We start from the raw sequence: 23,120 nt of genomic DNA, 5'->3' as shown, positions 1-23,120 counted from the left end.
GCGGGACACGCCTTCGGCGTTCTCTCGGCGCGCCGAAGCGCCGTGCGGGCTTGGCGCCGTGACGACCGGCGTGATCTCCTGGACCGATGGACCTGCTTGACGACTCCGCGATCGACCGGAGACTGGCCGACCTGCCCGGCTGGCGGCGCGAGGGTGACGAGATCCGCCGGACGATCACCGCGAAGGACTTCCCCTCGGCCATCCGCATCGTGGACGAGGTCGCCGTGGAGGCCGAGCGGATGAACCACCATCCCGACATCGACATCCGCTGGCGCACTCTCCACCTGGCGCTGTCCACCCACGACGCCGGCGGCCTGACCGACCTGGACCTCACCCTCGCCGCCCGGATCGACGAGATCGCCACGCCGTACAGCTGAGCCGCGGGGGGCGCGGGATGTCGGGCCGCGGGGGCCGCGCCGTCCCCGCGGCGGCTCATGACGGGGCGGCGGAGGCCATCCGTTCCTGCTCCGTGAGAAGCTCGTCCAGCGCCTCGGCGTCGTCCGCGTGGACGGTCATGGAGAGGTTCGCGTCCAGCTGGACCCTGGAAAGGGCCCTGGTCAGCCGGGTCGCGTACCACCGGCCGGTGTCGCTGCGCCAGATGGACCACGTTCCGGCGTAGCGTCCGAGGACGCGCTCGACGTCCGTCTCTTTCACGGGTTCTTCCACAGAGGACCGCACTCTGTCACCACCTTCGTGCTTGCCTGTCGCATCCCATGATGGGTTCGCGTCAGGTGGGCCGGTAGTGAGAGGCGCTCTCCGGGAGACTGAGAGGCGCTTTCCTGCGAGCGGCTCTCAGGGCGTCTCGGGGATGCGGGACATCATCCGCTCCATGCCGTTGACCCAGTTGTCCCGCAGGGCCGTGGCGGCCCCTTCGAGGTCGCCGGCGATCAGGCACTCGGCGATCCGGCAGTGCTCCTCGGCGGCGCGTTCCATCGGGGTGCTCTCCCCGGCGACCAGGTGTGAGTAGCGGCGCATCCCCGCCTTGACGCTGGTGATCAGGTCGAGCAGCCGCTCGTTGCCGCAGCCGCCGAGCAGCAGGTCGTGCCACTCGTCGTCGTGCCGTTCGATGTCCTGCTGTTCGGCGACGTCGTCGGAGAACCCCTGGGCGAGCCTGAGCAGTTCGGGGGCGGTCCGTCCGAGGTAGGCGGGGTCGGAGCTGTCCAGCGCCAGCGCCTCAAGGGCCGCCACGATGGCGCACAGCTCGCGGAACTCCTTACGGCTCACCGGGGCGAACCGAAAACCCCTGCCCTGGTTGCTCTCCAGCACGCCCTCGCCGGCGAGCGTGATCAGCGCCTCGCGCAGCGGCGTACGGCTGACGCCCAGTTCGGCGGCCAGCGCGGCCTCGTTGATGTCCGTTCCGGCCGCGAAGTCCCCTCGGTCGAGCCTGAGCATGAGCTCGTCGCGGATCTGTTCGCGGAGGGGGCGCCGCTCGATCGGCATGGCTCTCCTCGGGATTGATCTTGACCGAAACCTACCACTTGACGCAGTACAAAATACTGCACTATGAATTCTGCATACAAAATAGTACATGGCACAGATTGGAGTTTCGGGTGGGCCTGACCAGGGTTTCCGGTCTGCTGTTCGGCGGGGACTACAACCCCGAACAGTGGCCGGAGCACGTCTGGGACGAGGACGTCCGGCTGATGGCCGAGGCGGGGGTGAACATGGCGACCGTCGCGGTCTTCTCCTGGTCACGCCTGGAACCCCGCCCCGGCGAGTACGACTTCGGCTGGCTCGACCGCGTCATGGACCTGCTCCACGCCAACGGCGTCGCCGCCGACCTGGCCACCGCCACCGCGACCCCGCCGCCCTGGCTGGTCCGCGAGCATCCCCAGGTGCTCCCCGTGGACGCCACCGGCACCCGCCTCGACTTCGGCTCCCGGCAGAGCTACTGCCCGAGCTCCCCGGTCTTCCGCACCGCGACCGTACGGCTGGCCCGCGCCATGGCCGAACGCTACGGCGACCACCCGGCGCTGGCCATGTGGCACATCAGCAACGAGTACGCCGACCACACGCTCGAATGCTTCTGCGAGGAGTCGGCCAGGCACTTCCGCCGCTGGCTGCGCGAACGCCACGGATCGGTCGACGGCCTCAACGCCGCCTGGGGCACCTCCTGCTGGGGACAGCACTACACCGCGTTCGACCAGGTCAACCCGCCCAGGAAGGCGCCGGGGCCGGTCAACCCCGCGCAACTGCTCGACTGGCGCCGCTTCTGCTCCGACGCGCTGCTCGAATGCTTCGAACTGGAGCGGGAGGTGCTGCGGGAGGTCACCCCGGAGATCCCGGTGACCACCAACTTCATGAGCGTCCTGCACGGCCTGGACTACTGGAAGTGGGCCGGGGCCGAGGACGTCGTCAGCGACGACGCCTACCCCGACCCCGCCGACCCCACCTCGCACGTGACCGTCGCGCTCAGCTACGACCTCATGCGCTCGCTGCGGCGGCAGCCGTGGATCCTGCTCGAACAGGCCGCGAGCGCGGTGAGCTGGCGCGAGGTCAACGCGCCCAAGCCGCCGGGGATGATGCGCCTGCACAGCCTGCAGGCCGTGGCGCACGGCGCCGACGGCGCCATGTTCTTCCAGTGGCGGCAGGCGAAGTACGGGCCGGAGAAGTTCCACTCGGCGCTGCTGCCGCACGGCGGCGTCGCCTCCCGGGGCTGGCGGGACACCCTCGCCCTCGGCGCCGACCTCAAACGGCTCGCCGAGGTCGCCGGAACCCCGACCACGGCGCACGTCGCCCTGGTCCTCGGCTGGGACAGCTGGTGGGGTCTTGAGGCCCCGGAGTCGATGCCGTCCAACCGGCTCAGGCTCAAGGAACTCCTGCAGGCGTGGTACGGACCGCTGCACGCCGCGGGCGTCGCGGTCGACCTGGTCCCGCCGCTGGGCGACCTGTCCGGCTACCGCGTGGTGATCGCGCCCAACCTCTACATGTGCACCGGGGAACAGGCCGCCTGGCTCGAAGCCTTCCCCGGCCACCTCGTCGTCGGCCCGTTCAGCGGCGTCGTCGACTCCGACGACCAGGTCCACGAGGGCGGCGCCCCCGGCCCGTTGCGCGCCCTGCTCGGTGTGACGGTCGACGAGTTCTGGCCGCTGCCCGAGGGAACGGTCCAACCCCTGCGGCTGGCCGGGCGGGTCGTACCGGCGCGGACCTGGGCCGAGTGGCTGCGCGTCGAGGACGCCTCCGGGGACACCCTCGGGGACGCCTTCGGGGGCACCGAGGTGCTCGCCCGCTACGAGGGCGGTGACCTGGACGGACAGGTCGCGATCACCCGGCGCGGCAAGGCCGTCTACCTCGGTTGCCTGCCTGAGGACGTCACCCCGGTCCTGACGGAGGTCCTGGCCGCCGCGGGAGTCGAGCCGGTGGCCGTGGTGCCCGAGGGCGTCGAGGCCACCCGCAGAGGCGACCACCTCTTCCTGCTCAACCACACGACAGACCCGGTGAAGGTGGACCTCGCCGAGCCGGGAACCGACCTGCTCACCGGCCGTGACCTCGCGGGCCCGATCGAGATCCCGGGCCGCGACGCCGTCGTGCTGCGCCTGGCGAACTCCGGCGCCCGCCGTACGGACACGGAGAGCCCGCTGACGAACGAAGGAGAACGGTGACACACCCCTACATCCCGAACGCCGAGCCCGGCGTACGGGCCGAGATGCTCGCCGCCGTCGGCGCCGCGAGCGTCGAGGACCTCTACGCGGACATCCCGGAGGGGCTGCGCCTGCGCAGGCCGCTCGACCTGCCCGCGCCGCTGGCCTCGGAACAGGAGCTGGTCGCCCACATGCGCGCCCTGCTGGCGCGCAACGTCGACACCACCCAGGTGCTCAGCTTCCTGGGGCACGGCTGCTACCCGCACCACGTGCCGGCCGTCTGCGACGAGGTCAACGGCAGGAGCGAGTTCCTCACCGCCTACGCGGGCGAGCCGTACGAGGACCACGGGCGTTTCCAGGCGATCTTCGAGTACGTCAGCATGATGGCCGAGCTGCTGGAGATGGACGTCGTCAACGTCCCCACCTACGACGGCCACCAGGCGGCCGGGACCGCGATCAGGATGGCGGCCCGCTACACGGGTCGGTCCAGGGCGCTGGTCAGCGGGGCCGTCTCCGCCGACAGGATGAGCAAGCTGCGCGACTTCCTCGGACACGACATCGACCTGGTCGTCGCCCCCGTCGGGCCGGACGGCGAGATCGGCGAGGTCGAGATCGACGAGACCTACGCCGCGATCTACCTGGAGACCCCCAACGTCTACGGCGTCGTGGAGACCAGGGGCCGGGAACTGGCCGACCTCGCGCACGCGGCGGGCGCCCTCCTGGTCGTCTCCGCCGACCCGATCTCGCTGGGCGTGCTCGCCCCGCCCGCCTCCTACGGCGCCGACATCGCCTGCGGCGACATCCAGTCGCTCGGCATGCACCAGAACTACGGCGGCGGCCAGGCGGGATACATCGCGACCCGCGACGAGGAGCGCCTGGTCGCGGAGTTCCCCTCGCGCCTGTTCGGCATCGCGCCGACCACGGTCCCCGGCGAGTACGGCTTCGGCGATGTCTTCTACGACCGGACCTCCTTCGCCCTGCGCGAGGAGGGCAAGGAGTGGGTGGGCACCGCGGCCGCCCTGTGGGGCATCACCGCGGGCGTCTACCTCGCGCTGATGGGCCCGCAGGGCATGCGCGAGATCGGCGAGACCATCCTGGCCCGCACCCGCTACGCCATGGACCGCCTGGCGGAGGCCGGGGCCACGGTGCCGCACTCCGGCTCCGTGCACTTCCGCGAGTTCACGATCGAGGTGCCGTCCTGCGACGCGCTCCTGGCCGTGCTCCGGGAGCACGGCATCCTCGGCGGCGTCCGCCTGGACGACCGCACGCTGCTGGTCTGCGTGACCGAACTGCACTCGAAGGACGACATCGACCGGCTGGCGGCAGCCGTACGGGAGGGGCTGGCATGAGTGGGCACGCGGGAGAGCCGTTCGCCGAGCTGCCGGTCGCGCCGAAGCCGCCGCTGCGCCGCTTCCACCAGGCCCGCTGGGACGAGCCGATCATCTTCGAGCAGTCACGGCCGGGACGCAGGGGCGTGGCCGTACCGGCCGCCGGGGTGCCCGCGGTCGAGCTGCCCGCCTCGGTACGGCGTGCCGAGCCGCCGAGGCTGCCGGAGATGTCGCAGCTGCACGTGCTGCGGCACTACGTCAGGCTCTCCCAGGAGAACCTGGGCGTCGACCAGGCCATCGCCGTCGGCCAGGGGACCTGCACGATGAAGTACAGCCCCAAGGTCAACGACCGGTTCGTCAACGACCCCAGGATCGCCGAGCTGCACCCCCTCCAGCCGGAGGACACCGTGCAGGGCGTCCTGGAGATCTACTGGCGCCTCGAACGGATGCTCGCCGAGATCTCCGGCATGCACCGGGTCTCGCTCCAGCCCGCCTCAGGGTCGGCCGCGATCTACGCCAACGTCGCGATGATCCGCGCCTACCACGCCTCCCGGGGCGAGGCGGAACAGCGCGACCAGGTCATCACCACGATGTTCTCCCACCCGTCGAACGCCGCCTGCGCCAAGGCCGCCGGGTACGAGGTCATCACGCTGCTGCCCGACGAGAACGGCTACCCGGACATCGAGGCGCTGCGCGCCGCCGCCGGGCCCAGGACCGCGGCCCTGCTGATCACCAACCCCGAGGACACGGGCATCTTCAACCCGCGTATCGAGGAGTTCGTCAGGATCGTGCACGAGGCCGGTGGCCTGGCCTGCTACGACCAGGCCAACGCCAACGGGCTGCTGGGCGTCACCCGCGCGGCCGACGCCGGGTTCGACCTGTGCCACTTCAACCTGCACAAGACCTTCTCGACCCCGCACGCCTGCGGTGGCCCGGCGGCGGGGGCCAGCTGCGTCTCCGAGGCGCTGGCGCCCTTCCTGCCGTCCCCGACCGTCGAGTTCGACGGCGAGGGCTACCGCCTCGACGACGACCGGCCGCTGTCCGTCGGCAAGATGCGGCCCTTCCTGGGCGTCACCCCCAACGTGGTGCGCGCCTACGCCTGGATCATGGCGCTGGGCGCCGACGGGCTGCGCGAGGTCGCCGAGACCGCGGTGCTCAACAACAACTACCTCATGCGCAAGGTGCTGGACATTCCCGGCGCGGGCGCTCACTGGGACAGGAACCGCCTCGAACAGGTCCGCTACTCCTGGCAGGGGCTGTTCGAGGAGACGGGCGTGCACTCGGAGGAGATCGGCGTGCGCGCCGCCGACTTCGGCGTGCACTACTGGACCAGCCACCACCCCTTCCTGGTCCCCGAGCCCTTCACCCTCGAACCCACCGAGTCCTACTCCAAGGAGGACCTCGACGAGTACGCCGCGATCCTCGCCCACGTCGCCGACGAGGCCCGCCGCGACCCGGAGTTCGTCAAGGGAGCCCCCTACAACCAGACGATCCACAAGATCGACCCCGCCTCGCTCGACGACCCCAAGCAGTGGTCGCCGACCTGGCGCGCCTACACCCGCAAGCATCTGACATGACGTCCGTACGGCCCGGCGCCCCCGGCTTCACGGTCGGCCTGCTCGTCAACCCGGTCGCCGGGATCGGCGGCCCGGCCGGGCTCAAGGGCAGCGACGGCGAGCGGGCCCAGCGGCTCGCGCTGGCCAGGGGCTCCTCCCCGAAGGCGGGGGAGCGGGCGGCGCAGGCCGTACGGGCGCTGCTGGCCAGGCGGCCCGGCACGCCGATCCTGACCGTCGCGGGGCCGATGGGGGAGGACAGCGCGCGGGCCGCGGGAGCCGACCCCCGGCTGGTGCCGTTCGTTCCCGGCGCCCCCTCCGGGGGCCGGGACACCACGGCGGCCGTCGAGGCCATGCGGGAGGCGGTCGACCTGCTGCTGTTCGCCGGAGGAGACGGCACCGCGCGGGACGTGCTCGACGGGGCGCCGTCGTGCCCGGTGCTGGGCGTCCCGGCCGGGGTGAAGGTCTACTCCGGCTGCTTCGCGCTCAGCCCGGCCACCGCGGGGGCCATGGCCGCCGAGTTCGCCGACGCCCGCGAAACGGCCGAGGCCGAGGTCGTCGACCTCGACGAGGACGCCTACCGGCGGGGCGAGGTCGGCCCCAGGCTGTACGGGGTCCTGCGCGTGCCCGTGGCCAGGGAACGCCTGTCCGGCCGCAAGCTGGGATCGGCCGCCTCCCCGGGCACGACGGAGGCCGTCGCGGCCGAGGTCGTCGCCCGCATGCGGCCCGGCGTCCGCTACGTGCTGGGCCCCGGCGCCACCACCATGGCCGTCGGCGGGCGGCTCGGTCTGGCCACCACCCTGCTGGGCGTGGACGTGGTCCAGGACGGCGCGCTGGTCGCCGCCGACGTGACAGAAGGGCAACTCCTCGACCTCGTGGACGGGCGGGAGACCCACGCCGTCGTCTCGGTGATCGGGGGGCAGGGATTCGTGCTCGGCCGGGGAAACCAGCAGATCAGCCCGGCCGTACTGAGAAAGGTCATGGCCTCCGGCGGGCTCGTCGTCCTGGCGACCCAGCGCAAGCTCGCCGGGCTCGGCGGACGACCGCTGCTGGCCGACACCGGAGACCCCGCGACGGACGCCCTCGTCGAGGGCTACGTCCCCGTCATCACCGGGCACCGCGAGAGCGCGCTGTACCGGATTCGATCCGCCACCGAGGAGTTCCGATGACCATCATGACCAACGCGCTGAGCGGCAAGGTCGCCATCGTCACCGGCGGCGCGTCCGGCATCGGCGCGGCCACCGCGCTGCTGTTCGGCCGCCAGGGCGCGGCCGTCGTCGTGGCCGACATCGACGGCCAGGGCGCGGAGCGGGTCGCGCGCGAGATCGAGGCCGCGGGTGGCAGGGCCGTCGCCGTCGAGACGGACGTGGCCGCCGAGGCCGACTGCGAGCGGGCCGTACGGACCGCCGTCGAGACCTTCGGCGGGCTGCACGTGGTGTTCAACAACGCCGGGATCATCCGCCGCGCCACCGCGCTCGAACTGACCGCCGACGAGTGGGACCGCGTCATGGCGGTCAACGTCCGCTCGGTCTTCCTCATGTGCAAGCACGCCATCCCCGCGATGAGGGACGGCGGCTCGATCGTCAACACCGGCTCGGGCTGGGGCCTCAAGGGCGGCGGCGACGCCCTGTCCTACTGCGCCTCCAAGGCCGCCGTGGTCAACATGACCCGCGCCCTGGCCATCGACCACGCCAAGGCCGGAATCCGCGTCAACTCCGTCAACCCCGGCGACACCGACACCCCGATGCTCCGCGAGGAGGCCAGGCAGCTGTCCGAGGACTGGACGGCCTTCGCCGCCGACGCCGCCGACCGCCCGATGGGCCGTGCGGGAACCCCCGACGAGATCGCCCAGGCCGTCCTGTTCCTGGCGAGCGACGCCGCCAGCTACGTCACCGGCGCGGCGCTGGTCGTCGACGGTGGCGGCCTCGCGTGACCTTCCGCAGGGCCCTTCGCGAGGCCTGATCGCCCACAAAGCCTGATTTTTCGTGAGAAAAGCACCCCCACCCCCCGCAAGGAAAGCTCCAGGAGGCACACCGTGTCCTTTTCCCCGTCCAAGAAGTTCCTGGCCGCGGCGGCCCTCGTCGCGACCGCCGCGACCGCGGCGTGCAGCGGCAGCGGTGGCGGTGGTGGCGGCGGGGCCGCGACCGGCGGCGCCGCGGAGGGAGGGAAGGTCACCATCAGATGGTCGACCTGGGGCTCGGCCGAGGACGTCGCCCTCTTCAAGGGCTTCAACGACGACTTCATGAAGCGCCACCCGAACATCGTGCTGAAGATGGAGACCGTCCCCAAGTACGAGGACTACCACCCCAAGCTGCTGACCCAGCTCACCTCGAAGACCGCCCCCGACGTCTTCTTCGTCGGCGACGACAACGTGGGCAAGTTCGTCGCCGCCGGGGTGCTCGCCCCGCTCAACGACAAACTCGTCGGCCCCGACAGCAAGAGCAAGCCGGAGGACTTCTTCGAGGGCATCTACGGCGGCGCCAGGAAGGACGGCCAGGTCTACGGCGTCCCCAACGACACCAACCCCGAGGTCCTCTGGTACGGCAAGAAGGCCCTCAAGGACGCCGGCATCACCGAGGACCCCGCCGAGCTCAACGCCGCGGGCAAGTGGACCATGGCCAAGTACCTGGAGATGAACGCCAAGCTCAAGGCGGCGGGCAAGGCCGGGTCCATCTTCTGGAACTGGTACGGCTCCACCTACAGCGTCATCGGCGGCTTCGGCGGCAAGGTCTGGGACGGCGGGAAGTTCGTCGCCACCACCGACCCCAAGTCCCGCCAGGCCCTGGAGACCCTCGCCAAGGGCTACGCCGACAAGACCTTCCTTTCGGCCGACGTGCTGCCCGCGAGCAACGGCGCCAGCACCCAGTTCCTCAAGGGGACCGCGGGCTTCTACGCGGGCGGACGCTGGATGATCGACTCCCTGCGCAAGGGCGGTGACCTGCCCAACTACGACATCGTGCCGTTCCCGTCCGAGACGGGCCAGCCGATGCCCGGCGCGGTCGCCGCCTCCTACCTGTCGCTGAACAAGGACTCCGCCAACCCCAAGGAGGCCTTCACCTTCCTGAGCGAGTTCGTCAGCAAGGAGGGCCAGCTCCTGCGGCTCAAGGGCGGCGGCGCCGTACCTTCCGTGAAGGGGGCCGAGCAGGTCGTGCTCGAAGGCGGCTACCCCGCGCACGCCCAGACCTTCCTCGACGTCCGCGACACCGGCTTCGCCAACTACCCGGAGGAGGTGGCGATCCCCGGCCTCACCAAGGACATCAACGACCACCTGCTGAAGGTCTGGACGGGCAAGGTCCCCTTCGAGCAGGGCATGACCGAGCTGCAGGCACTCGTCGACGGCAAGATCGGCTAGCGGTGGCAGGCGTCGTCACCGAGACGCGCCCCACCGCGAAACCCGGCTCCGCGCGCGCGGCGGCGCGCGTGCGGAGCCGGGACGGCTGGTGGGCCGCGTTCTTCCTCGCCCCGCAGGTCGTCGGCCTGCTCGTCTTCCTGGTCCTTCCCCTCGGCTTCGCCGTCGTGCTCGCCTTCATGAAGTGGGACGGGCTCGGCGAGAAGTCCTGGGTCGGCTTCGACAACTTCGCCGCGCAGCTGTCCGACCCCGCCTTCGGCACGGCCGTCTGGAACACCGTCGAACTCGCCTTCCTGACCGTCCCGTTCGGTCTCGGCCTCGCACTGCTCATCGCCGTCGCGCTCAACCACGTCAGGGGCAAGACCCTCTACCGGGTCGTCTACTTCATGCCGGTCGTCACCAGCTCGGTGGCGGTCGCGGTGATGTGGCAGATCATCCTGGCCGGAGGCGACTACGGCGTGCTGAACAGGACCGTCCAGGACTGGTTCGGGATCACGCCGCCCGACTGGCTCGAAGACCCGAACTGGGTGATCGTCGCCATCGCGGTCGTGACCATCTGGTCCTCACTCGGCCTCAACGTCGTGATCTTCCTGGCCGGGCTGCAGACCATCCCGCCCTCGCTGACCGAGGCCGCCCGCATCGACGGGGCAGGGCCGATCAGGGTCTTCCGCTCGGTGACCCTGCCCATGATCTCCCCGACCCTCTTCTTCTCGACCGTGGTCGCGGTGATCAGCTCCTTCCAGGCGTTCGACCAGATCTACGTGCTGGTCGACCCCGACCACAACGACGGCGCCCGCACGATCGTCTACCAGGTCTACGACCTGGGCTTCAAACGGTTCGAGTTCGGGATGAGCAGCGCCGCCGCGCTGATCCTGCTCGCGCTGACGCTGCTGGTCACCCTCGTCCAGTTCGGAGTGCAACGGCGCTTCGTCCACTACGACTCGTGAAAGGGGGACGTCCATGTCCGTGATCCCCACGGGTGTCTCCCTGCCCCGCCGCCTGGGCGGGATCGCCCTGCACGTCGCACTCGCCGTCGGCGGGCTCGTCATGCTGTTCCCGTTCGTCTGGATGCTGCTGACGTCGTTCAAGGGCACGCACCAGATGCTCAACTCGCCCCTGGACTGGCTGCCCAACCCCTGGCGGGCGCAGAACTACCCCGACGCCTTCGGCGCGCTGCCCTTCGCCCAGGCCTACTGGAACAGCTTCTACATCGCGGTCCTCAACGTGGCGCTGACCCTGCTGACCTCGGCGATGGCCGCCTACGCCTTCGCCAGGATCCGCTTCAGGGGCTCGGGGCTGCTGTTCGGACTCTTCCTGGCGACCCAGATGGTGCCGGCGCAGGTGACGATCGTGCCGCTGTACCTGATGCTCTCCAAGCTCGGCTGGATCGACTCCCACCTGGCGCTGATCGTGCCCGGCTACGTCAACCCGTTCGCGGTCTTCCTGCTGCGCCAGTTCATCAGGGCGGTCCCGATCGAGCTTGAGGAGGCCGCCCGTCTCGACGGGGCGGGCCGCTGGACGATCTTCTGGCGGATCGTGCTGCCCAACGTCAGGCCCGGCATGGGCGCGCTCGGCATCATCGTCTTCCTCGCGAGCTGGAACAGCTTCTTCTTCCCGCTCATCTTCCTCAACTCGCCCGAACTGGCCACCGTCCCGCTGCTGGTCAGCCAGTTCGCCGGACAGCACGGCGCGACCGAGTACGGGCTCACCCTCGCCGCCTCGGCCATCTCGGTCGTCCCGATGATGATCGCCTTCCTGATCGGCCAGCGGCGCATCCTCAACAGCATGGCCATGTCCGGCCTGGGAGGACGCTGATGATGTTCGAACTACGCGACCTGGGGCGGACCCCCTTCACCGACCGGGGTTCCCGGCTGCTGGTGATGCCCGCCGACGACGGCTCCCTGTGGATCGCCCGCGCCGAGTACGAGACCCGGCTGGCGGACACGACCGTGCTGACCGGTCTGCGGCTGTTCTCCGGCGCCGTCGAACTGCCCGTACGGGGGGCCCACGCCGACCGTCTCACCTTCGAGGGCGGCGTCGAGCTGGTGTTCGCCGACGCGGAGACGCTGGTGCTGACCGGCTTCGGCGCACGGGCCGTCTGGGACGGCGGCGGGGGAGCGGTCGAGGGGACGCTGGTCCTGACCGGAGCCTCCACACTCGACGGCCCCACCCTGCTCGAACGGGCCGCGTCACGGTGGCGGGAGTGGTTCGGGCGGATGCCCGCCGTACCCGATGACCTGCGGGAACGGGCCGAACAGGCGTGGTGGACGCTCGGGGTGAACCTGCTGCCCATCGCTCAGGCGCGGGGCAGGCTGGGCGTCGTCCCCTCCAAGTTCGGCTACGTCGGCGTCTGGAACTGGGACGCCTGCTTCCACGCGGTCGGCCTGCGCCACGGCGCCCCCGAGCTGGCCCGTGACCAGATCCGCATCCTGCTCGGTCACCAGCGCCCCGACGGGCTCGTCCCCGACGTGGTGCACGACCTGGGCGTGCTCGCAGAGACCACCGACCTGCCCCGCTCCGACCACACCCGTCTGGCCCAGCACGTCGGTACGGCGGTCGGCGGGCCGGACCCGGGTGAGGCCGGGCAGCCGATCGGCGGCGTCGTGCCGGTCACCAAACCACCGCTGCTTGCCTGGGCCGTCTGGAAGATCCACGAGGTGGCGCCTGACCCGGGCTTCCTCGCCGAGGTCTACGAGCCGATCGCCCGCTCCCACGAGTGGTGGCTGACCGTCTCCGACCCCGACGGGGACGGGCTGGCCGAGTATCTCCACCCCTACTCGTCCGGCCTGGACGACAGCCCGATCTGGGACCACGGCCCCAGGGCCGAACCCCCCGACCTCAACTCCTACCTCGCCCTGCAGGCGGACCGGCTCGGCGACATCGCCGAGGCGCTCGGCCGTACGGCGGAGGCGGCCGGGTGGCGGGAGCGGGCCGCCGGGCACGTCGAACTGCTCGTCGCCAGGCGCTGGAACGGCGAGCGCTTCACCACCCTGGCCAAGACCTCCCGGGAGGTCGAGGTGGCCTGCCGTACCCCGCTTGAGCTGATGCCGCTGTTCACCGGCCGCCTGCCCGCGGCGATCGCGGAGAGGCTCCTCGCCGACCTGCTCTCGCCGAGCTTCTGGGCCGAACGCCCGGTGCCGACGGTCGCCTTCGACGACCCGGACTTCGACCCCGACGCGATGTGGCGCGGGCCGGTGTGGCTCAACGTCAACCACCTGCTCGTCGAGGGGCTGCGCCGCTCCGGCTTCGCCGAGGCCGCCGACGAGCTGGCCGTACGGACGCTGCGGATGGTGAACGACGGCGGCGGCCTGTACGAGTACTGGAACCCCCTCACCGGCGGCCGGGCCTGCCGGGCCACCCAGGGCTTCGGCTGGTCCAGCGCCCTCTTCCTCGACCTGGCCACCACTCACGGCACCTCGGCGACGTGAAGGCCGTGGCTACTCCGGCAGGACGCCGGTCAGGAGGTCGTCGAGTCCCGCCTGGACGCCGTCGAGGGTGAGGTCTCGCCGGTAGGCGAGCAGGTTCGCGGCCAGCGGGGCGAGCAGGGCGTCGGCCAGGAAGGACGGGTCGCGGTCGGGCCGGGCGTCGGCGATCAGGACCGCCAGGTGGCGGTGGTAGGCGTGGTAGGCCCCGCCGAAGCGGGCGAACGGTCCGGTGGTCTCCGCCACGAGCAGCAGGTCGAGCTGGTCGACCGTACGGCGGGCCAGCGCGCGCAGGAAGGCACGGATCCGTTCGGCGGCGGGCGCGCCGGGACCGAGCGGGGGCGGGCCGCTCAGATAGGACGTCTGGAACTCCCGCTCCCGCCGGTCGATGAGCGCGTGGGCGAGGCCGGACCTGTCGCCGAAGCGGCGGTAGAGCGTGCCGACGCCGACACCCGCCGCGGCGGCCACATCCGCCATCGCCAGTGCCTCGACGCCCCGGGTCGCCACGATCTCCTCGGCGGCGGCGAGGATCTTCGCACGGTTGCGCGCCGCGTCCGCGCGCCTGTCGCCCGGCCGGTCACCCGTGACCGGCCTGCCCACGGCCGAGCCGCCCGCGGACGGGGTGTCCGCAGCCGAACCACCGGCGGACGGGGTGTCGGCGGTTGAAGCGTCCGCGGCCGGGGGATCCCCGGCTGGGGGGTCCGCTGCTTGAGGTCGTCGGCTCCGAGGCACCCCCCAACCCTATCGACTTGCGATCCGGAATCGATTCCGCCTAGTCTCTGAAACGGAATCAATTCCGCATTGAGGGGGCAATGTCATGCTCAACGGACGGGTGGCGCTCGTCACCGGAGGCAGCCGCGGCATCGGTGCGGCGATCGCACGCAGGCTGGCGGCCGAGGGCGCGGACGTCGCGATCACCTACGCCCGCGCCGGGGAGAAGGCGCGGGAGGTGGTGCGGGAGATCGAGGCGGCCGGTGGCCGGGGCCTCGCCGTACCCGCCGAGGCGACCGACGCGACGGCGCTGGCGGAGGCGGTCGAGCGCACCGTCTCCACACTGGGCGGGCTGGACATCCTGGTGAACAACGCCGGGATCGCCCCCTACGGCCCGATCGAGGACTTCACCCTGGAGGAGGTGGACCGGACGCTGGCCGTCCACGCGAGGGCGTCGTTCCTGCTGGCCCAGGCGGCGGTCCGGCACATGGGGGACGGCGGGCGGATCATCAGCATCGGCAGCAGCCTGGTCGAGCGGGTGACCTCGCCCGGCTGGACGCTGTACTCGATGAGCAAGTCCGCGCTCATCGGGTTCACCAAGGGGCTGGCCCGTGACCTCGGGCCCCGGGGCATCACCGTCAACCTCGTCCACCCCGGCTCGACCGACACCGACATGAACCCGGCGGACGGGCCGGACGCGGAGGAGGAGCGCTCCTACACGGCGCTCGGCCGCTACTGCGATCCCGACGACATCGCCGCGACCGTGGCGCACCTGGCCGGGCCCGGCGCGCGCAACATCACCGGAACCTCCGTCACCGTGGACGCCGGGACCACGGCCTGACCGCGGCCCCGGCGACGGGCTACCTGGACCCGACCAGGGAGAAGGAGCCCTTGATGAGGGAGATCATCTGGGGGGCGACCCGCTCCTCGGAGAGGGCCTTCCTCTTGTCGTAGGCCAGCGCGGTGACGACGTAGGTCTTCCCCGAGGCCGAACGCCCGAGGTAGGCCAGGTCCAGCAGGCCGGGCTCCGAGCCGCCCTTGAACCAGACGGTCGGCCACTTCTTGGCGTCGAGGCCCAGGCCGTCGAAGCCGGACAGCGTCTCGTTCAGGGTCTTGGAGTTCAGCCTGCTCAGGCCCACGTAGGCGCGGCAGATGTCACGCGGGGAGCCGAACCACTCGATCGTGTCGACCTCGCGGGGCGTGGTCCACGGCTTCATGCCGGAGCCGTCCTGCTTGGCGACGACGTCACGCAGGTACTTCCGCTTCTTGGCGGTGCTGAGGCCCAGGTAGGTCCTGGCCTGCCGGGGGTGGTCGATCCCCTTGAGCAGGAAGAGCTCCCTGGTGGTCAGGAAGGGGATGTTCAGCTTGGGGTGGTCGGACCACTGGCGGACCTTGGCCTCGACGGCCCTGCGGCCGACGGTGTGGATGAGGATGTCGGCCGCGGTGTTGTCGCTGATCGAGATCATCAGCTTGGCGGCCTCGCGCACGGTGACCTTGCTGTTGTCCGGGCGCTCCCACAGGCCGCCCTCGCTGGGGCTCTTCCACTCCGGCTTGATCGTGAGCTCGGTGTCCCAGCTGAGCTTGCCGTCGCGGACCTTCTCGGCCACCGCGCCCAGCACGTAGAGCTTGAAGATCGAGCCGAGCGGCCTGGGCTTGTCCACGTTCACGCCGTGCACGACCTGGCACCGTCCCCGGGAGTCGATCTCCGCGGCGAGGAAGCCGACGTTCGGTGCGACCGAACGCATCCGGGCGTCCAGCTCCCGCCAGTTCTTCGGGCCGGGCGGCAGGGGCTGCGGCTGTTGGACCCGCAGGCTGTTGATCTTCCCGTCGTCGTCCACGGAGAGCGTGACGACGTAGTCCTCGCCGCCGAGCTTCGCCGTGCCGTACAGCGACGTGGGGTCGGCCTCGTTCAGGGTCTGCAGCGTCAGCCCCTTGAGTGCGGCGACGAACTTGTTGATCTCGGCGGGGGGGACCTCCTGCAGGAAGCCGGCCGCGAAGTGCTCCCGCAGCTCGCTCTCGGGCAGGGGGGTGCGGGACAGCGCGTCGAGGAGCCAGGTCAGCTGCCTGCCCGCCGGGGTGTCCGGGATCCGGGGGGCGGCGGCGACCGTCAGAGCGGTCCCGGAAAGGGTTACGGAAGAGGTGGCGGCCACGCTCTGCCCTCCGGCGGCCACGGTGCTCACCGGAACGACGGTCGCGGCGAGGGCGAGAGCGAGCATGCGCGTCGATCTGAACGGCGGTCTCACGAGGATCTCCTTGGTGGGAGGCGGGTTCTTCCGGCCGCACCCTCGGCGGCCTCGATTCGAAGGTAGGGACGGCGGGACCTGCGGGAACACCCGGCCGTCCTCCGTTTCCCGAGGTGAGGCAGACTGCATCGGATGTGTGGACAACCTCATGGACGGCGCCCCGTCCCGGGCGGCAGGCTGCGGTCATGACCCGTGTGATTCCGCCCGCCGCCCTCGCCGGGGCGATGGCCGCCGTGGCCGCGGGTGGCATCGTCGCCGGCGGGGCGCTGGAGACCGGCTTCCCCGTGCCGCTGAGCGTGTGGGCGTTCGTCGCCGTATGCCTGATCACGCCCACGGTCGGCTGGCTCATCGCGGCCAGACGGCCGGACAACGTCTACGGCTGGCTGCTGCTCGCCGCCGCCGACTGCCTGGGGCTCGGCGCGTTCGGGGCGGGCCTGCTGATCAGTGACCCCACGCTGCGGGGACCACTGGCCGTCGTAGCCGTCGTGCTGAGCTCGCTCTTCACCGTCTTCTACGGGCTGACCTGGGTCTTCGTCCCACTGCTCTTCCCCGACGGCCGCCTGCCCTCACGCCGCTGGCGGGTCGGGGCGTGGATCGCGGCGGTGGCGATCACGGTCCACTGGGCGGGTCTTCTGCTGGGCGCGGACGCGGTCTACGAGTCCATTTTCGCCAGGGGCAACCCGATCGGTCTCAAGGGCACCCCCGGCCTGGTCGCCGCCCTGGCGGGCGCGGTGGGGCAGGGGGTGGTCTACCTGGTCGCGCTGGCCGTACTGGTCTCCCTGGTACTGCGCTGGTGGCGTGCCGACGTCGCGGGGCGCCGCGTGCTCCGCTGGATGATCGCCGGGCTCACGGGCACCCTGGGTGGGTTCCTGCTGATCACGTTCTTCGGGCCCAGCGATTACGGCGCCGGCCTGGGGCTGGGGCTGTTCACCTCCATCGCCGCGCTGCCCATCGTGATCACCATGACCGTGTTCAGGCACCAGCTCCTCGACATCAGGATCGGCATCAGGGGACACCGGATCTTCCTGGTCTTCGACCTCAGGCCGACGGTCGACGAGCTGCTGACCGAACTCGGCCCGTCGCTTGAGGAGACCGAGCCGGTCGAGCAGCTGGGCAGGTTGGCGGAGGCCGTACGGGCGGGGCTGGAGACCAGCTGGGCGGCCGTGGAGCTGGCGGACGGCACGCGGGTCGTCGCGGGCGAGGAGGACGGCGAGGCCGCGCTCACGGTTCCCGCCGGGCTCGGGCGCATCGTGTGCGGCCCGAAGACGGTGGGGCGGCTGACCTCGGAGGACCGCAGGCTGCTCGGGGCGCTGGCGGTGCCGGTCGGCCTGGCGATCCAGAGCGTGGGGCTGGCCGCCAGGCTGGTCAACGCCCAGGAGGCCGAGCGGCGGCGGATCGAGCGCAACATCCACGACGGGGTGCAGCAGCAGCTCGTCGCGCTGATCGCGGGCCTGGAGCTGGCGCGGGCGACGGGTGGGGACGCGCGGACCATGACCCTGCTGCGCGAGGAGGCCAGGCAGACCCTGACCGACCTGCGGGAGCTGGCGGCGGGCATCCATCCGTCCGTGCTCAGCCAGGGCGGGCTGGTCGAGGCGGTCGAGGAGCGCTGCTCACGGCTGCCGACGACCACCACGGTGATCGCGGACCCCGGGCTGCGCGCGCGCCGCTTCCCCGACGAGGTCGAGGGCGCGCTGTACTTCACGGTGAGCGAGTCCATCGCCAACGCGCTCAAACACGCCTCCGCCTCCAGGATCGAGGTACGGCTGTCGCTGGAGGAGGGGAGGCTGCAGGCCGTGGTCTCCGACGACGGCAGAGGGTTCGAACCGGCCACGGCGGACCGCGGGGGACTGGCCGCGCTCGCGGACCGGATGAACGCCCTCGGCGGTGGGCTGAGGCTGGTCAGCGCCCCGGGGGAGGGCACGGCGGTACGGGCCTGGGTGCCCGCCTGAGCCCTCCGGCCGAAGGCCCCGGCCGACGGTCTCAGCCGAAGACCTCGGGCGGCGGCACCGGCACGACCACCGGGTCGCCGTCACGCAACGGCCTCGCCCCGGCGACGAACCTGGTCAGCTCCTCCCCGGACAGGCAGCGGGCCACGGTCAGGCCGCTCGCGGCCCTGCGGGTCAGGTCGGCGTACGGCAGCGCGACGCGGGAGGCGGCGACGATGAGGTTGCCGAAACGCCGCCCCCGCATGATGCCGGGCTCACCGAGCAGGGCGACATGGCCGAAGGAACCGCCGATCGTGGCCAGCACCCTGCGCGCGAAGGCGAGCCCCTTGCCGTCGGCGACGTTGACGACCAGCGTCCCCGCGGGCCGCAGGACGCGCGCGACCTCGGCCATGTACTCGACGCTCGCCAGGTCGAGCGGCATCGTGGCGCCGCTGAACGCGTCGAGCACGAGCAGGTCGGCCGAGGCGTCGGGCAGGGCGGCGGTGGCCGTACGGCCGTCGAGGATCCTGACCTTGAGCCGGGGCACCGACTTGAGCCTGAGCTGGTCCCTGACCAGCTGGACCAGACCGGCGTCCGGCTCCACGACGATCTGCCGGGACCCGGGCCTGGTCGCCGCCACGTAGCGGGGCAGGGTGCACGCGCAACCTCCCACGTGCACGGCGTCGAGAGGTCCCTCGGGAAGCAGGTCGACCACGACGGCCATCAGCTGGACGTACTCGAAGTCGAGGTAGGTGGGGTCCTCCAGGTCGACGTAGGACTGGGGCACGCCCTCCTTGGAGACGACCCACCCCGAGGGCCTGTCCAGGTCCTCCAGCAGGTCGACCTCGCCGAAGCTCACCGGATAGCGGCCGGGCATCGGCCCCTCCGGTTTCCGCCTGATCACTTTTGCCCCACTTTCCACTTCTGTTCCTGTACAACCGAGAGGACACATCTGGGAGAAACCGTATGCGTACTCGACCGGTCCTCGTGCTCGTCGCCGTCGTGCTCATCATGATCGGCGCGGGCGTCTACGTGCTGCTGCGGCCGACCGGCGCGCAGGTGCGCGCCGTGGGCCCGGGGCCCGAGGAGACGGGCCGCGCCTACCTGGCCTCCTGGCAGGACGGCGACCTCAGCGAGATGGGCCGGATGGTCGTCTCGCCGCCCGCCGACTTCGCCCAGCGGCACCTGGACTTCGCCCAGGACCTGGACATCGAGTCGGTGAGACTCGTCCCGGGCACGCTGGTGCGCGGGGACGGCCTGCACGCGGAGTTACCCTTCCGCGGCGTCAGGAAGGTCAGGAACCTCGGCGACTGGCCGTTCGAGTCGACGCTGCGGATGGTCCTGCGTGAGGGCCGCTGGAGGGTGGTGTGGCTGCCGGAGACGCTCCACCCGGCGCTGGCGGGCGGCGGCAGGATCGCCTTCAAGGAGATCCCCGCGCCGGAGACCGAACCGGTCACCGGTTCGGGGGCGCCGCTGCCGCAAGACAGCGGGGCGGAGGGTTACCGCGGGCTGTTCGGCGCGGGAGCCGAGGAGACCACCGGCTACGCCCTTGAGGCGACGGGGGCGGACGGGAGCAAGAGGGAACTGGCCGTCTTCCGGCCGCCGCACGTCAAAAAGCTCAGGACGAGCCTGTCCCGCCCCGTCCAGGCCGCCGCGGCGCGGGCGCTCGACGGTGTCGGCCACCCCGCCGCCATCGTCGCGGTACGGCCAGGCACCGGGGAGGTCCTGGCGGTGGCCGACCGGCTGGGCGAGGGCAACGGCGGACAGAGCGCCTTCCGCGGACTGTATCCCCCCGGCCCCGCGTTCAAGGTGGTCACCGCGACCGCCCTGCTCTCCGAGGGGCTCACCCCGGCGACACGGGTCGGCTGCCCGCGGACCTACACGCCCCCCAAGGGCAGGATCTTCCGCAACGCCGCCGACCACCCGGCCTCGGAGGCGGTCACCCTGACGACGGCCTTCGCGCTGTCGTGCGACACGGCCTTCGTCGAGCAGGCGGCGGCCCACCTGCCCTCGAACGGCCGGGGCCTGGTGCGGGCGGCCGAGCTGTTCGGCTTCAACGCGGAGGTGCCCGGCCTCGGCGAGTCCTGCGGCAGGATCACGCCGCCCGGCGACGTCGACGAACTGGCCTCGGACGCCATCGGGCAGGGCTCGGTCGTGGCGAGCCCGCTGTGCATGGCGCTGGTCGCGGCGGCCGTACAGGACGGTTCCTGGCACGGGCCGGTGCTGGTCCCCAGCCGGTCGTCGCGGGTGCGGCAGGTCTCCCGGCGGGCCTCGTTACCGGAGGCCACGGTCACCGCCCTGCGGTCCATGATGCGGGCGGCCGTCGCCGACACCACCGGGACCTCCGACGGCGCCGTGTCCGCCGACGGAACCCGCGGCCTCCCTCCGGGTACGGCGGGCAAGGCGGGCACCGCGCGGGCGGCGGACGGGCGGGAACACGCCTGGTTCGTCGGCTACCGGGGCGACCTGGCCTTCGCCGTCCTCGTCGAGAGCGGCGGGGAGGCGGCGGTCCCCGTCGCGGCCAGGTTCCTCAGAGCCCTGTGACGATGTCGGGCAGATCACAACCTACGGAGACGTAACCTACGCTAGCGTAGGTTCATGGTCACGACCACCGCCGAGGGCCTCGCTCTCCCCGGGGCCGCCAAGCCCCGCCTGCGGGGCTGGTTGCACGCCGGAGCCCTGCCCGTCTCCCTCATCGCCGGATTCGTTCTCGTCGCCCTGGGGCCGACCCTCCAGGCCCGGCTGGCGGCGGCCGTCTACGCCGTCACCTCCGGCCTGCTCTTCGGCGTCTCGGCCACCTACCACCGGAGCACCCTCTCCCCGCGTCTGGCCGGGGTGCTGCGCCGCCTCGACCACGCCAACATCTTCCTGATCATCGCGGGCACCCACACGCCCTTCGCGATGCTCGCCCTCGACGGCCCGGCCAGGACCGCGGTCCTGGCCGTGGTCTGGACGGGAGCCCTCGCGGGCGTGCTGTTCAAGGTGCTGTGGACCTCGGCCCCCCGCTGGCTGTCCACGGCGCTCTACATCGCCCTCGGCTGGACGGCCGCCCTCGTCCTCCCCCAGCTGATCGCGGGAGCCGGGGCCGTCGCGGTCGCCCTCGTCCTGACCGGCGGCCTGCTCTACACCGCGGGCGGAGTCGTGTACGGCACACGCCGCCCCGACCCCTCGCCCCGCTGGTTCGGCTTCCACGAGGTCTTCCACGCCCTCACCGTCGCCGCCTACCTCGTGCAGTACGCCGCGGTCTTCCTGGTGGTCTACACGGCGGCGTAGGGTGCCGTACATGACGACGATCAAGGAGCTCGCGGCCGAGCGCTATGTCTCCGTGACGACCTTCAGGAGGAACGGGGCCGCGGTTCCCACCCCCGTGTGGGTCGCGCCGGACGGTGAGGGGCTGGTCGTCTGGACGGTCGCCTCCTCGGGCAAGGTCAGACGCCTGAACGCCGATCCGCGCGTCGTCCTGGCGGCCTGCGACGTGCGGGGCAACACGCGGGGCGAGCAGGTCGAGGGACGGGCCTCGGTGCTGCCCGCGGAGGAGACCGAGCGGGTGCGCCGGCTGATCCTGCGGAAGTACGGCCTGTTCGCCAGGGTCCTGATGATCGTCAGCAGGTTCCGCAGGGGCGAGCACGGAACGGTCGGTGTCCGGATCGTCGGCGAGGCCTGAACCGGTCACAAGAAGGCGACCGGTCCAGGCCACTGTTTGAGCCGCTACTCAGACCGTGGCACCGGCCAGGCGGCGCGCCGCGAGTTCGGCGTAGAGCGCGGCCCCGTCGGGCAGCACCGCGTCGTCGAACTCCGCGTCCGGGGCGTGGTTGTAGGCGGCCCGCTCCGGATCACGGTCGGCCGGGCACGCGCCGAGCGCGACGAACGCCGAGGGGATCTGGTCGCAGACGTAGGAGAAGTCCTCGGAGCCGGTGAACGGGTTCGCCGCCTGCCGGAAGCGCTGCTCGCCGTAGACCTCCCTGACGGTCTCGGCGACGAAGCAGGCCTCGCCGGCGTCGTTGACCGTGACCGGATAGATCCCCTGGTAGTCGGCCTCGACGTCCAGCCCGTGGGCCGCGGCGATGCCCCTGACCAGAGTGACCGTCCGTTCCTGGAGCCGCTCCCGCGCGGACGGGGAGAACGACCTGATCGTCACCGCGAAGCGGGCCTCCTCGGGAATCACGTTGCTGACCGTGCCCGCGTGGAAGCTGCCGACGGTGACCACCACCGGGTCGAAGACGTCGAAGCTCCGCGTCACCATGGACTGCAGCGCCAGGACCATCTCGCACGCGGCGGGGACGGGATCCTTGGCGCGGTGCGGCGTCGAGCCGTGACCGCCCGCGCCGCGCACGGTCACCGTCAGCTCGTCGATGGCCGACATCATCGGGCCACCCTTGGTGAGGAACGTCCCCTGCGGAAGCATCGCGCTGGTCACGTGCAGGGCGTAGGCCGCGACAGGACGTTCGCCCGCCGCGTCGAGCGTTCCCTCCTCGATCATGAGTTTGGCCCCGTCGTGCCCCTCCTCGCCGGGCTGGAACATGAAGACCACGTTCCCGGCGAGCCGGTCGCGCCCCGCGGACAGCAGGTGCGCGGCCCCGGCCAGCATGGTGGTGTGCAGGTCGTGACCGCAGGCGTGCATCCTGCCCTCGAACCGCGAGGCCGTCACCCCGTCCGCCCCGGGGCGTTCGGAGACCGGCAGGGCGTCCATGTCACCCCGCAGCAGGACGGTCGGGCCGGGAAGGGCTCCGCGCAGCACCGCGGTGACGGAGCTGAGCCGTTCGCCGAGCCGTACCTCCAGAGGGAGACCGGAGATCGCCTCCAGCACCTTCTCCTGGGTGCGCGGCAGGTCGAGGCCCAGCTCGGGCTCCCGGTGCAGGGAGTGCCTGAGGCGGACCAGCTCGTCCCGCATGTCGGCGGCGGATTCACGAAACGACATCGATCATTCCTTCTGGCGGCTCGACGAATTGATCGCACGATAACCCGATTTAACCGGCCGGTGGTCTCGTCTTGTCCTGTTGCCGGATAG

21 protein-coding genes are annotated in these 23,120 nt (G+C 71.5%); 15 read left to right on the top strand and 6 right to left on the bottom strand.

The genetic code is table 11. The features are described from left to right. Positions 1-86 precede the first annotated feature (86 nt). A complete protein-coding gene (locus tag ABZ470_RS01155; protein WP_352010493.1) occupies positions 87-377 on the top strand; it encodes a 4a-hydroxytetrahydrobiopterin dehydratase in 291 nt (96 codons plus the stop codon). A gap of 55 nt (positions 378-432) precedes the next feature. Here the strand turns inward: ABZ470_RS01155 and ABZ470_RS01150 are convergent, their stop codons facing one another. Further along, positions 433-654 (bottom strand): hypothetical protein, encoded by a 222-nt coding sequence (locus ABZ470_RS01150; protein WP_352010494.1) that lies wholly within the window; start codon positions 652-654, stop codon positions 433-435. Between the two features lie 138 nt (positions 655-792). After that, entirely contained in the window at positions 793-1,440 is a 648-nt protein-coding gene (locus ABZ470_RS01145; protein WP_352010495.1) for a GntR family transcriptional regulator, read from the bottom strand. Between the two features lie 110 nt (positions 1,441-1,550). Between ABZ470_RS01145 and ABZ470_RS01140 the strand changes: the two genes are divergently transcribed. From ABZ470_RS01140 to ABZ470_RS01100, 9 genes are all read left to right on the top strand, one after another. Continuing rightward, positions 1,551-3,602 (top strand): beta-galactosidase, encoded by a 2,052-nt coding sequence (locus ABZ470_RS01140; protein ID WP_362909195.1) that lies wholly within the window; start codon positions 1,551-1,553, stop codon positions 3,600-3,602. Beyond that, on the top strand, positions 3,599-4,930 hold the full coding sequence (gene gcvPA / locus ABZ470_RS01135; protein ID WP_362773769.1) for an aminomethyl-transferring glycine dehydrogenase subunit GcvPA: 1,332 nt from the start codon (positions 3,599-3,601) through the stop codon (positions 4,928-4,930). Before ABZ470_RS01140 ends, gcvPA begins: the two co-directional genes overlap by 4 nt. Continuing rightward, entirely contained in the window at positions 4,927-6,486 is a 1,560-nt protein-coding gene (gene gcvPB, locus ABZ470_RS01130; protein ID WP_362773766.1) for an aminomethyl-transferring glycine dehydrogenase subunit GcvPB, read from the top strand. Before gcvPA ends, gcvPB begins: the two co-directional genes overlap by 4 nt. Continuing rightward, a complete protein-coding gene (locus tag ABZ470_RS01125) occupies positions 6,483-7,631 on the top strand; it encodes an ATP-NAD kinase family protein (protein ID WP_362909193.1) in 1,149 nt (382 codons plus the stop codon). Before gcvPB ends, ABZ470_RS01125 begins: the two co-directional genes overlap by 4 nt. Further along, positions 7,628-8,395, top strand: coding sequence for an SDR family NAD(P)-dependent oxidoreductase (locus tag ABZ470_RS01120; RefSeq protein WP_352010500.1), 768 nt, complete (start codon positions 7,628-7,630; stop codon positions 8,393-8,395). Before ABZ470_RS01125 ends, ABZ470_RS01120 begins: the two co-directional genes overlap by 4 nt. A 102-nt stretch (positions 8,396-8,497) precedes the next feature. After that, positions 8,498-9,814 (top strand): sugar ABC transporter substrate-binding protein, encoded by a 1,317-nt coding sequence (locus ABZ470_RS01115; protein WP_362909190.1) that lies wholly within the window; start codon positions 8,498-8,500, stop codon positions 9,812-9,814. A 2-nt stretch (positions 9,815-9,816) separates the two neighbouring features. After that, positions 9,817-10,758, top strand: a complete 942-nt coding sequence (locus ABZ470_RS01110) for a sugar ABC transporter permease (RefSeq protein ID WP_362909188.1) — start codon at positions 9,817-9,819, stop codon at positions 10,756-10,758. Between the two features lie 13 nt (positions 10,759-10,771). Further along, positions 10,772-11,626 (top strand): carbohydrate ABC transporter permease, encoded by an 855-nt coding sequence (locus tag ABZ470_RS01105; protein ID WP_352010503.1) that lies wholly within the window; start codon positions 10,772-10,774, stop codon positions 11,624-11,626. Beyond that, on the top strand, positions 11,626-13,239 hold the full coding sequence (locus tag ABZ470_RS01100) for a trehalase family glycosidase (protein ID WP_362909186.1): 1,614 nt from the start codon (positions 11,626-11,628) through the stop codon (positions 13,237-13,239). Before ABZ470_RS01105 ends, ABZ470_RS01100 begins: the two co-directional genes overlap by 1 nt. A gap of 9 nt (positions 13,240-13,248) precedes the next feature. Here ABZ470_RS01100 and ABZ470_RS01095 read toward each other — a convergent pair whose 3' ends face one another. Continuing rightward, complete coding sequence (locus ABZ470_RS01095; RefSeq protein WP_362909184.1) at positions 13,249-13,833, bottom strand: TetR family transcriptional regulator; 585 nt, start codon at positions 13,831-13,833, stop codon at positions 13,249-13,251. Positions 13,834-14,050: 217 nt separating this feature from the next. Between ABZ470_RS01095 and ABZ470_RS01090 the strand changes: the two genes are divergently transcribed. Further along, positions 14,051-14,785, top strand: a complete 735-nt coding sequence (locus ABZ470_RS01090) for a 3-oxoacyl-ACP reductase family protein (RefSeq protein WP_352010506.1) — start codon at positions 14,051-14,053, stop codon at positions 14,783-14,785. A 19-nt stretch (positions 14,786-14,804) separates the two neighbouring features. Here ABZ470_RS01090 and ABZ470_RS01085 read toward each other — a convergent pair whose 3' ends face one another. Then, positions 14,805-16,187, bottom strand: a complete 1,383-nt coding sequence (locus tag ABZ470_RS01085; RefSeq protein ID WP_362909182.1) for a serine hydrolase — start codon at positions 16,185-16,187, stop codon at positions 14,805-14,807. A gap of 185 nt (positions 16,188-16,372) precedes the next feature. Here ABZ470_RS01085 and ABZ470_RS01080 point away from each other — a divergent pair, with 185 nt between their 5' ends. After that, the gene (locus tag ABZ470_RS01080; protein WP_362909180.1) at positions 16,373-18,136 is read left to right on the top strand and encodes a histidine kinase; all 1,764 of its coding nucleotides are present in this window, start codon (positions 16,373-16,375) and stop codon (positions 18,134-18,136) included. A gap of 31 nt (positions 18,137-18,167) precedes the next feature. On the opposite strand, the gene ABZ470_RS01075 is transcribed toward ABZ470_RS01080, so the two are convergent. Further along, the gene (locus ABZ470_RS01075) at positions 18,168-18,989 is read right to left on the bottom strand and encodes a fused MFS/spermidine synthase (RefSeq protein WP_352010509.1); all 822 of its coding nucleotides are present in this window, start codon (positions 18,987-18,989) and stop codon (positions 18,168-18,170) included. Positions 18,990-19,078: 89 nt separating this feature from the next. Here ABZ470_RS01075 and ABZ470_RS01070 point away from each other — a divergent pair, with 89 nt between their 5' ends. Genes ABZ470_RS01070 through ABZ470_RS01060 form a run of 3 tightly spaced genes read left to right on the top strand, consistent with a single transcriptional unit; the run spans position 19,079 to position 21,776 of the window. After that, positions 19,079-20,656 (top strand): penicillin-binding transpeptidase domain-containing protein, encoded by a 1,578-nt coding sequence (locus ABZ470_RS01070; protein ID WP_362909178.1) that lies wholly within the window; start codon positions 19,079-19,081, stop codon positions 20,654-20,656. 54 nt (positions 20,657-20,710) lie between these two features. Then, the gene (locus ABZ470_RS01065; protein WP_362909176.1) at positions 20,711-21,385 is read left to right on the top strand and encodes a hemolysin III family protein; all 675 of its coding nucleotides are present in this window, start codon (positions 20,711-20,713) and stop codon (positions 21,383-21,385) included. Between the two features lie 10 nt (positions 21,386-21,395). Next, entirely contained in the window at positions 21,396-21,776 is a 381-nt protein-coding gene (locus ABZ470_RS01060) for a PPOX class F420-dependent oxidoreductase (RefSeq protein ID WP_352010512.1), read from the top strand. Positions 21,777-21,824: 48 nt separating this feature from the next. Here ABZ470_RS01060 and ABZ470_RS01055 read toward each other — a convergent pair whose 3' ends face one another. Beyond that, positions 21,825-23,030: a M20 family metallopeptidase gene (locus tag ABZ470_RS01055; protein WP_362909174.1), complete on the bottom strand. Its 1,206-nt coding sequence runs from the start codon at positions 23,028-23,030 to the stop codon at positions 21,825-21,827. Positions 23,031-23,120 lie beyond the last annotated feature (90 nt).

This window comes from Streptosporangium sp. NPDC020072 (genome assembly GCF_040631445.1).
In the GTDB taxonomy this organism is placed as follows: Bacteria; Actinomycetota; Actinomycetes; order Streptosporangiales; family Streptosporangiaceae; genus Streptosporangium.
Note: the sequence above shows the minus strand (reverse complement) of the source record. Positions and strands in the feature narration are given on the sequence as shown.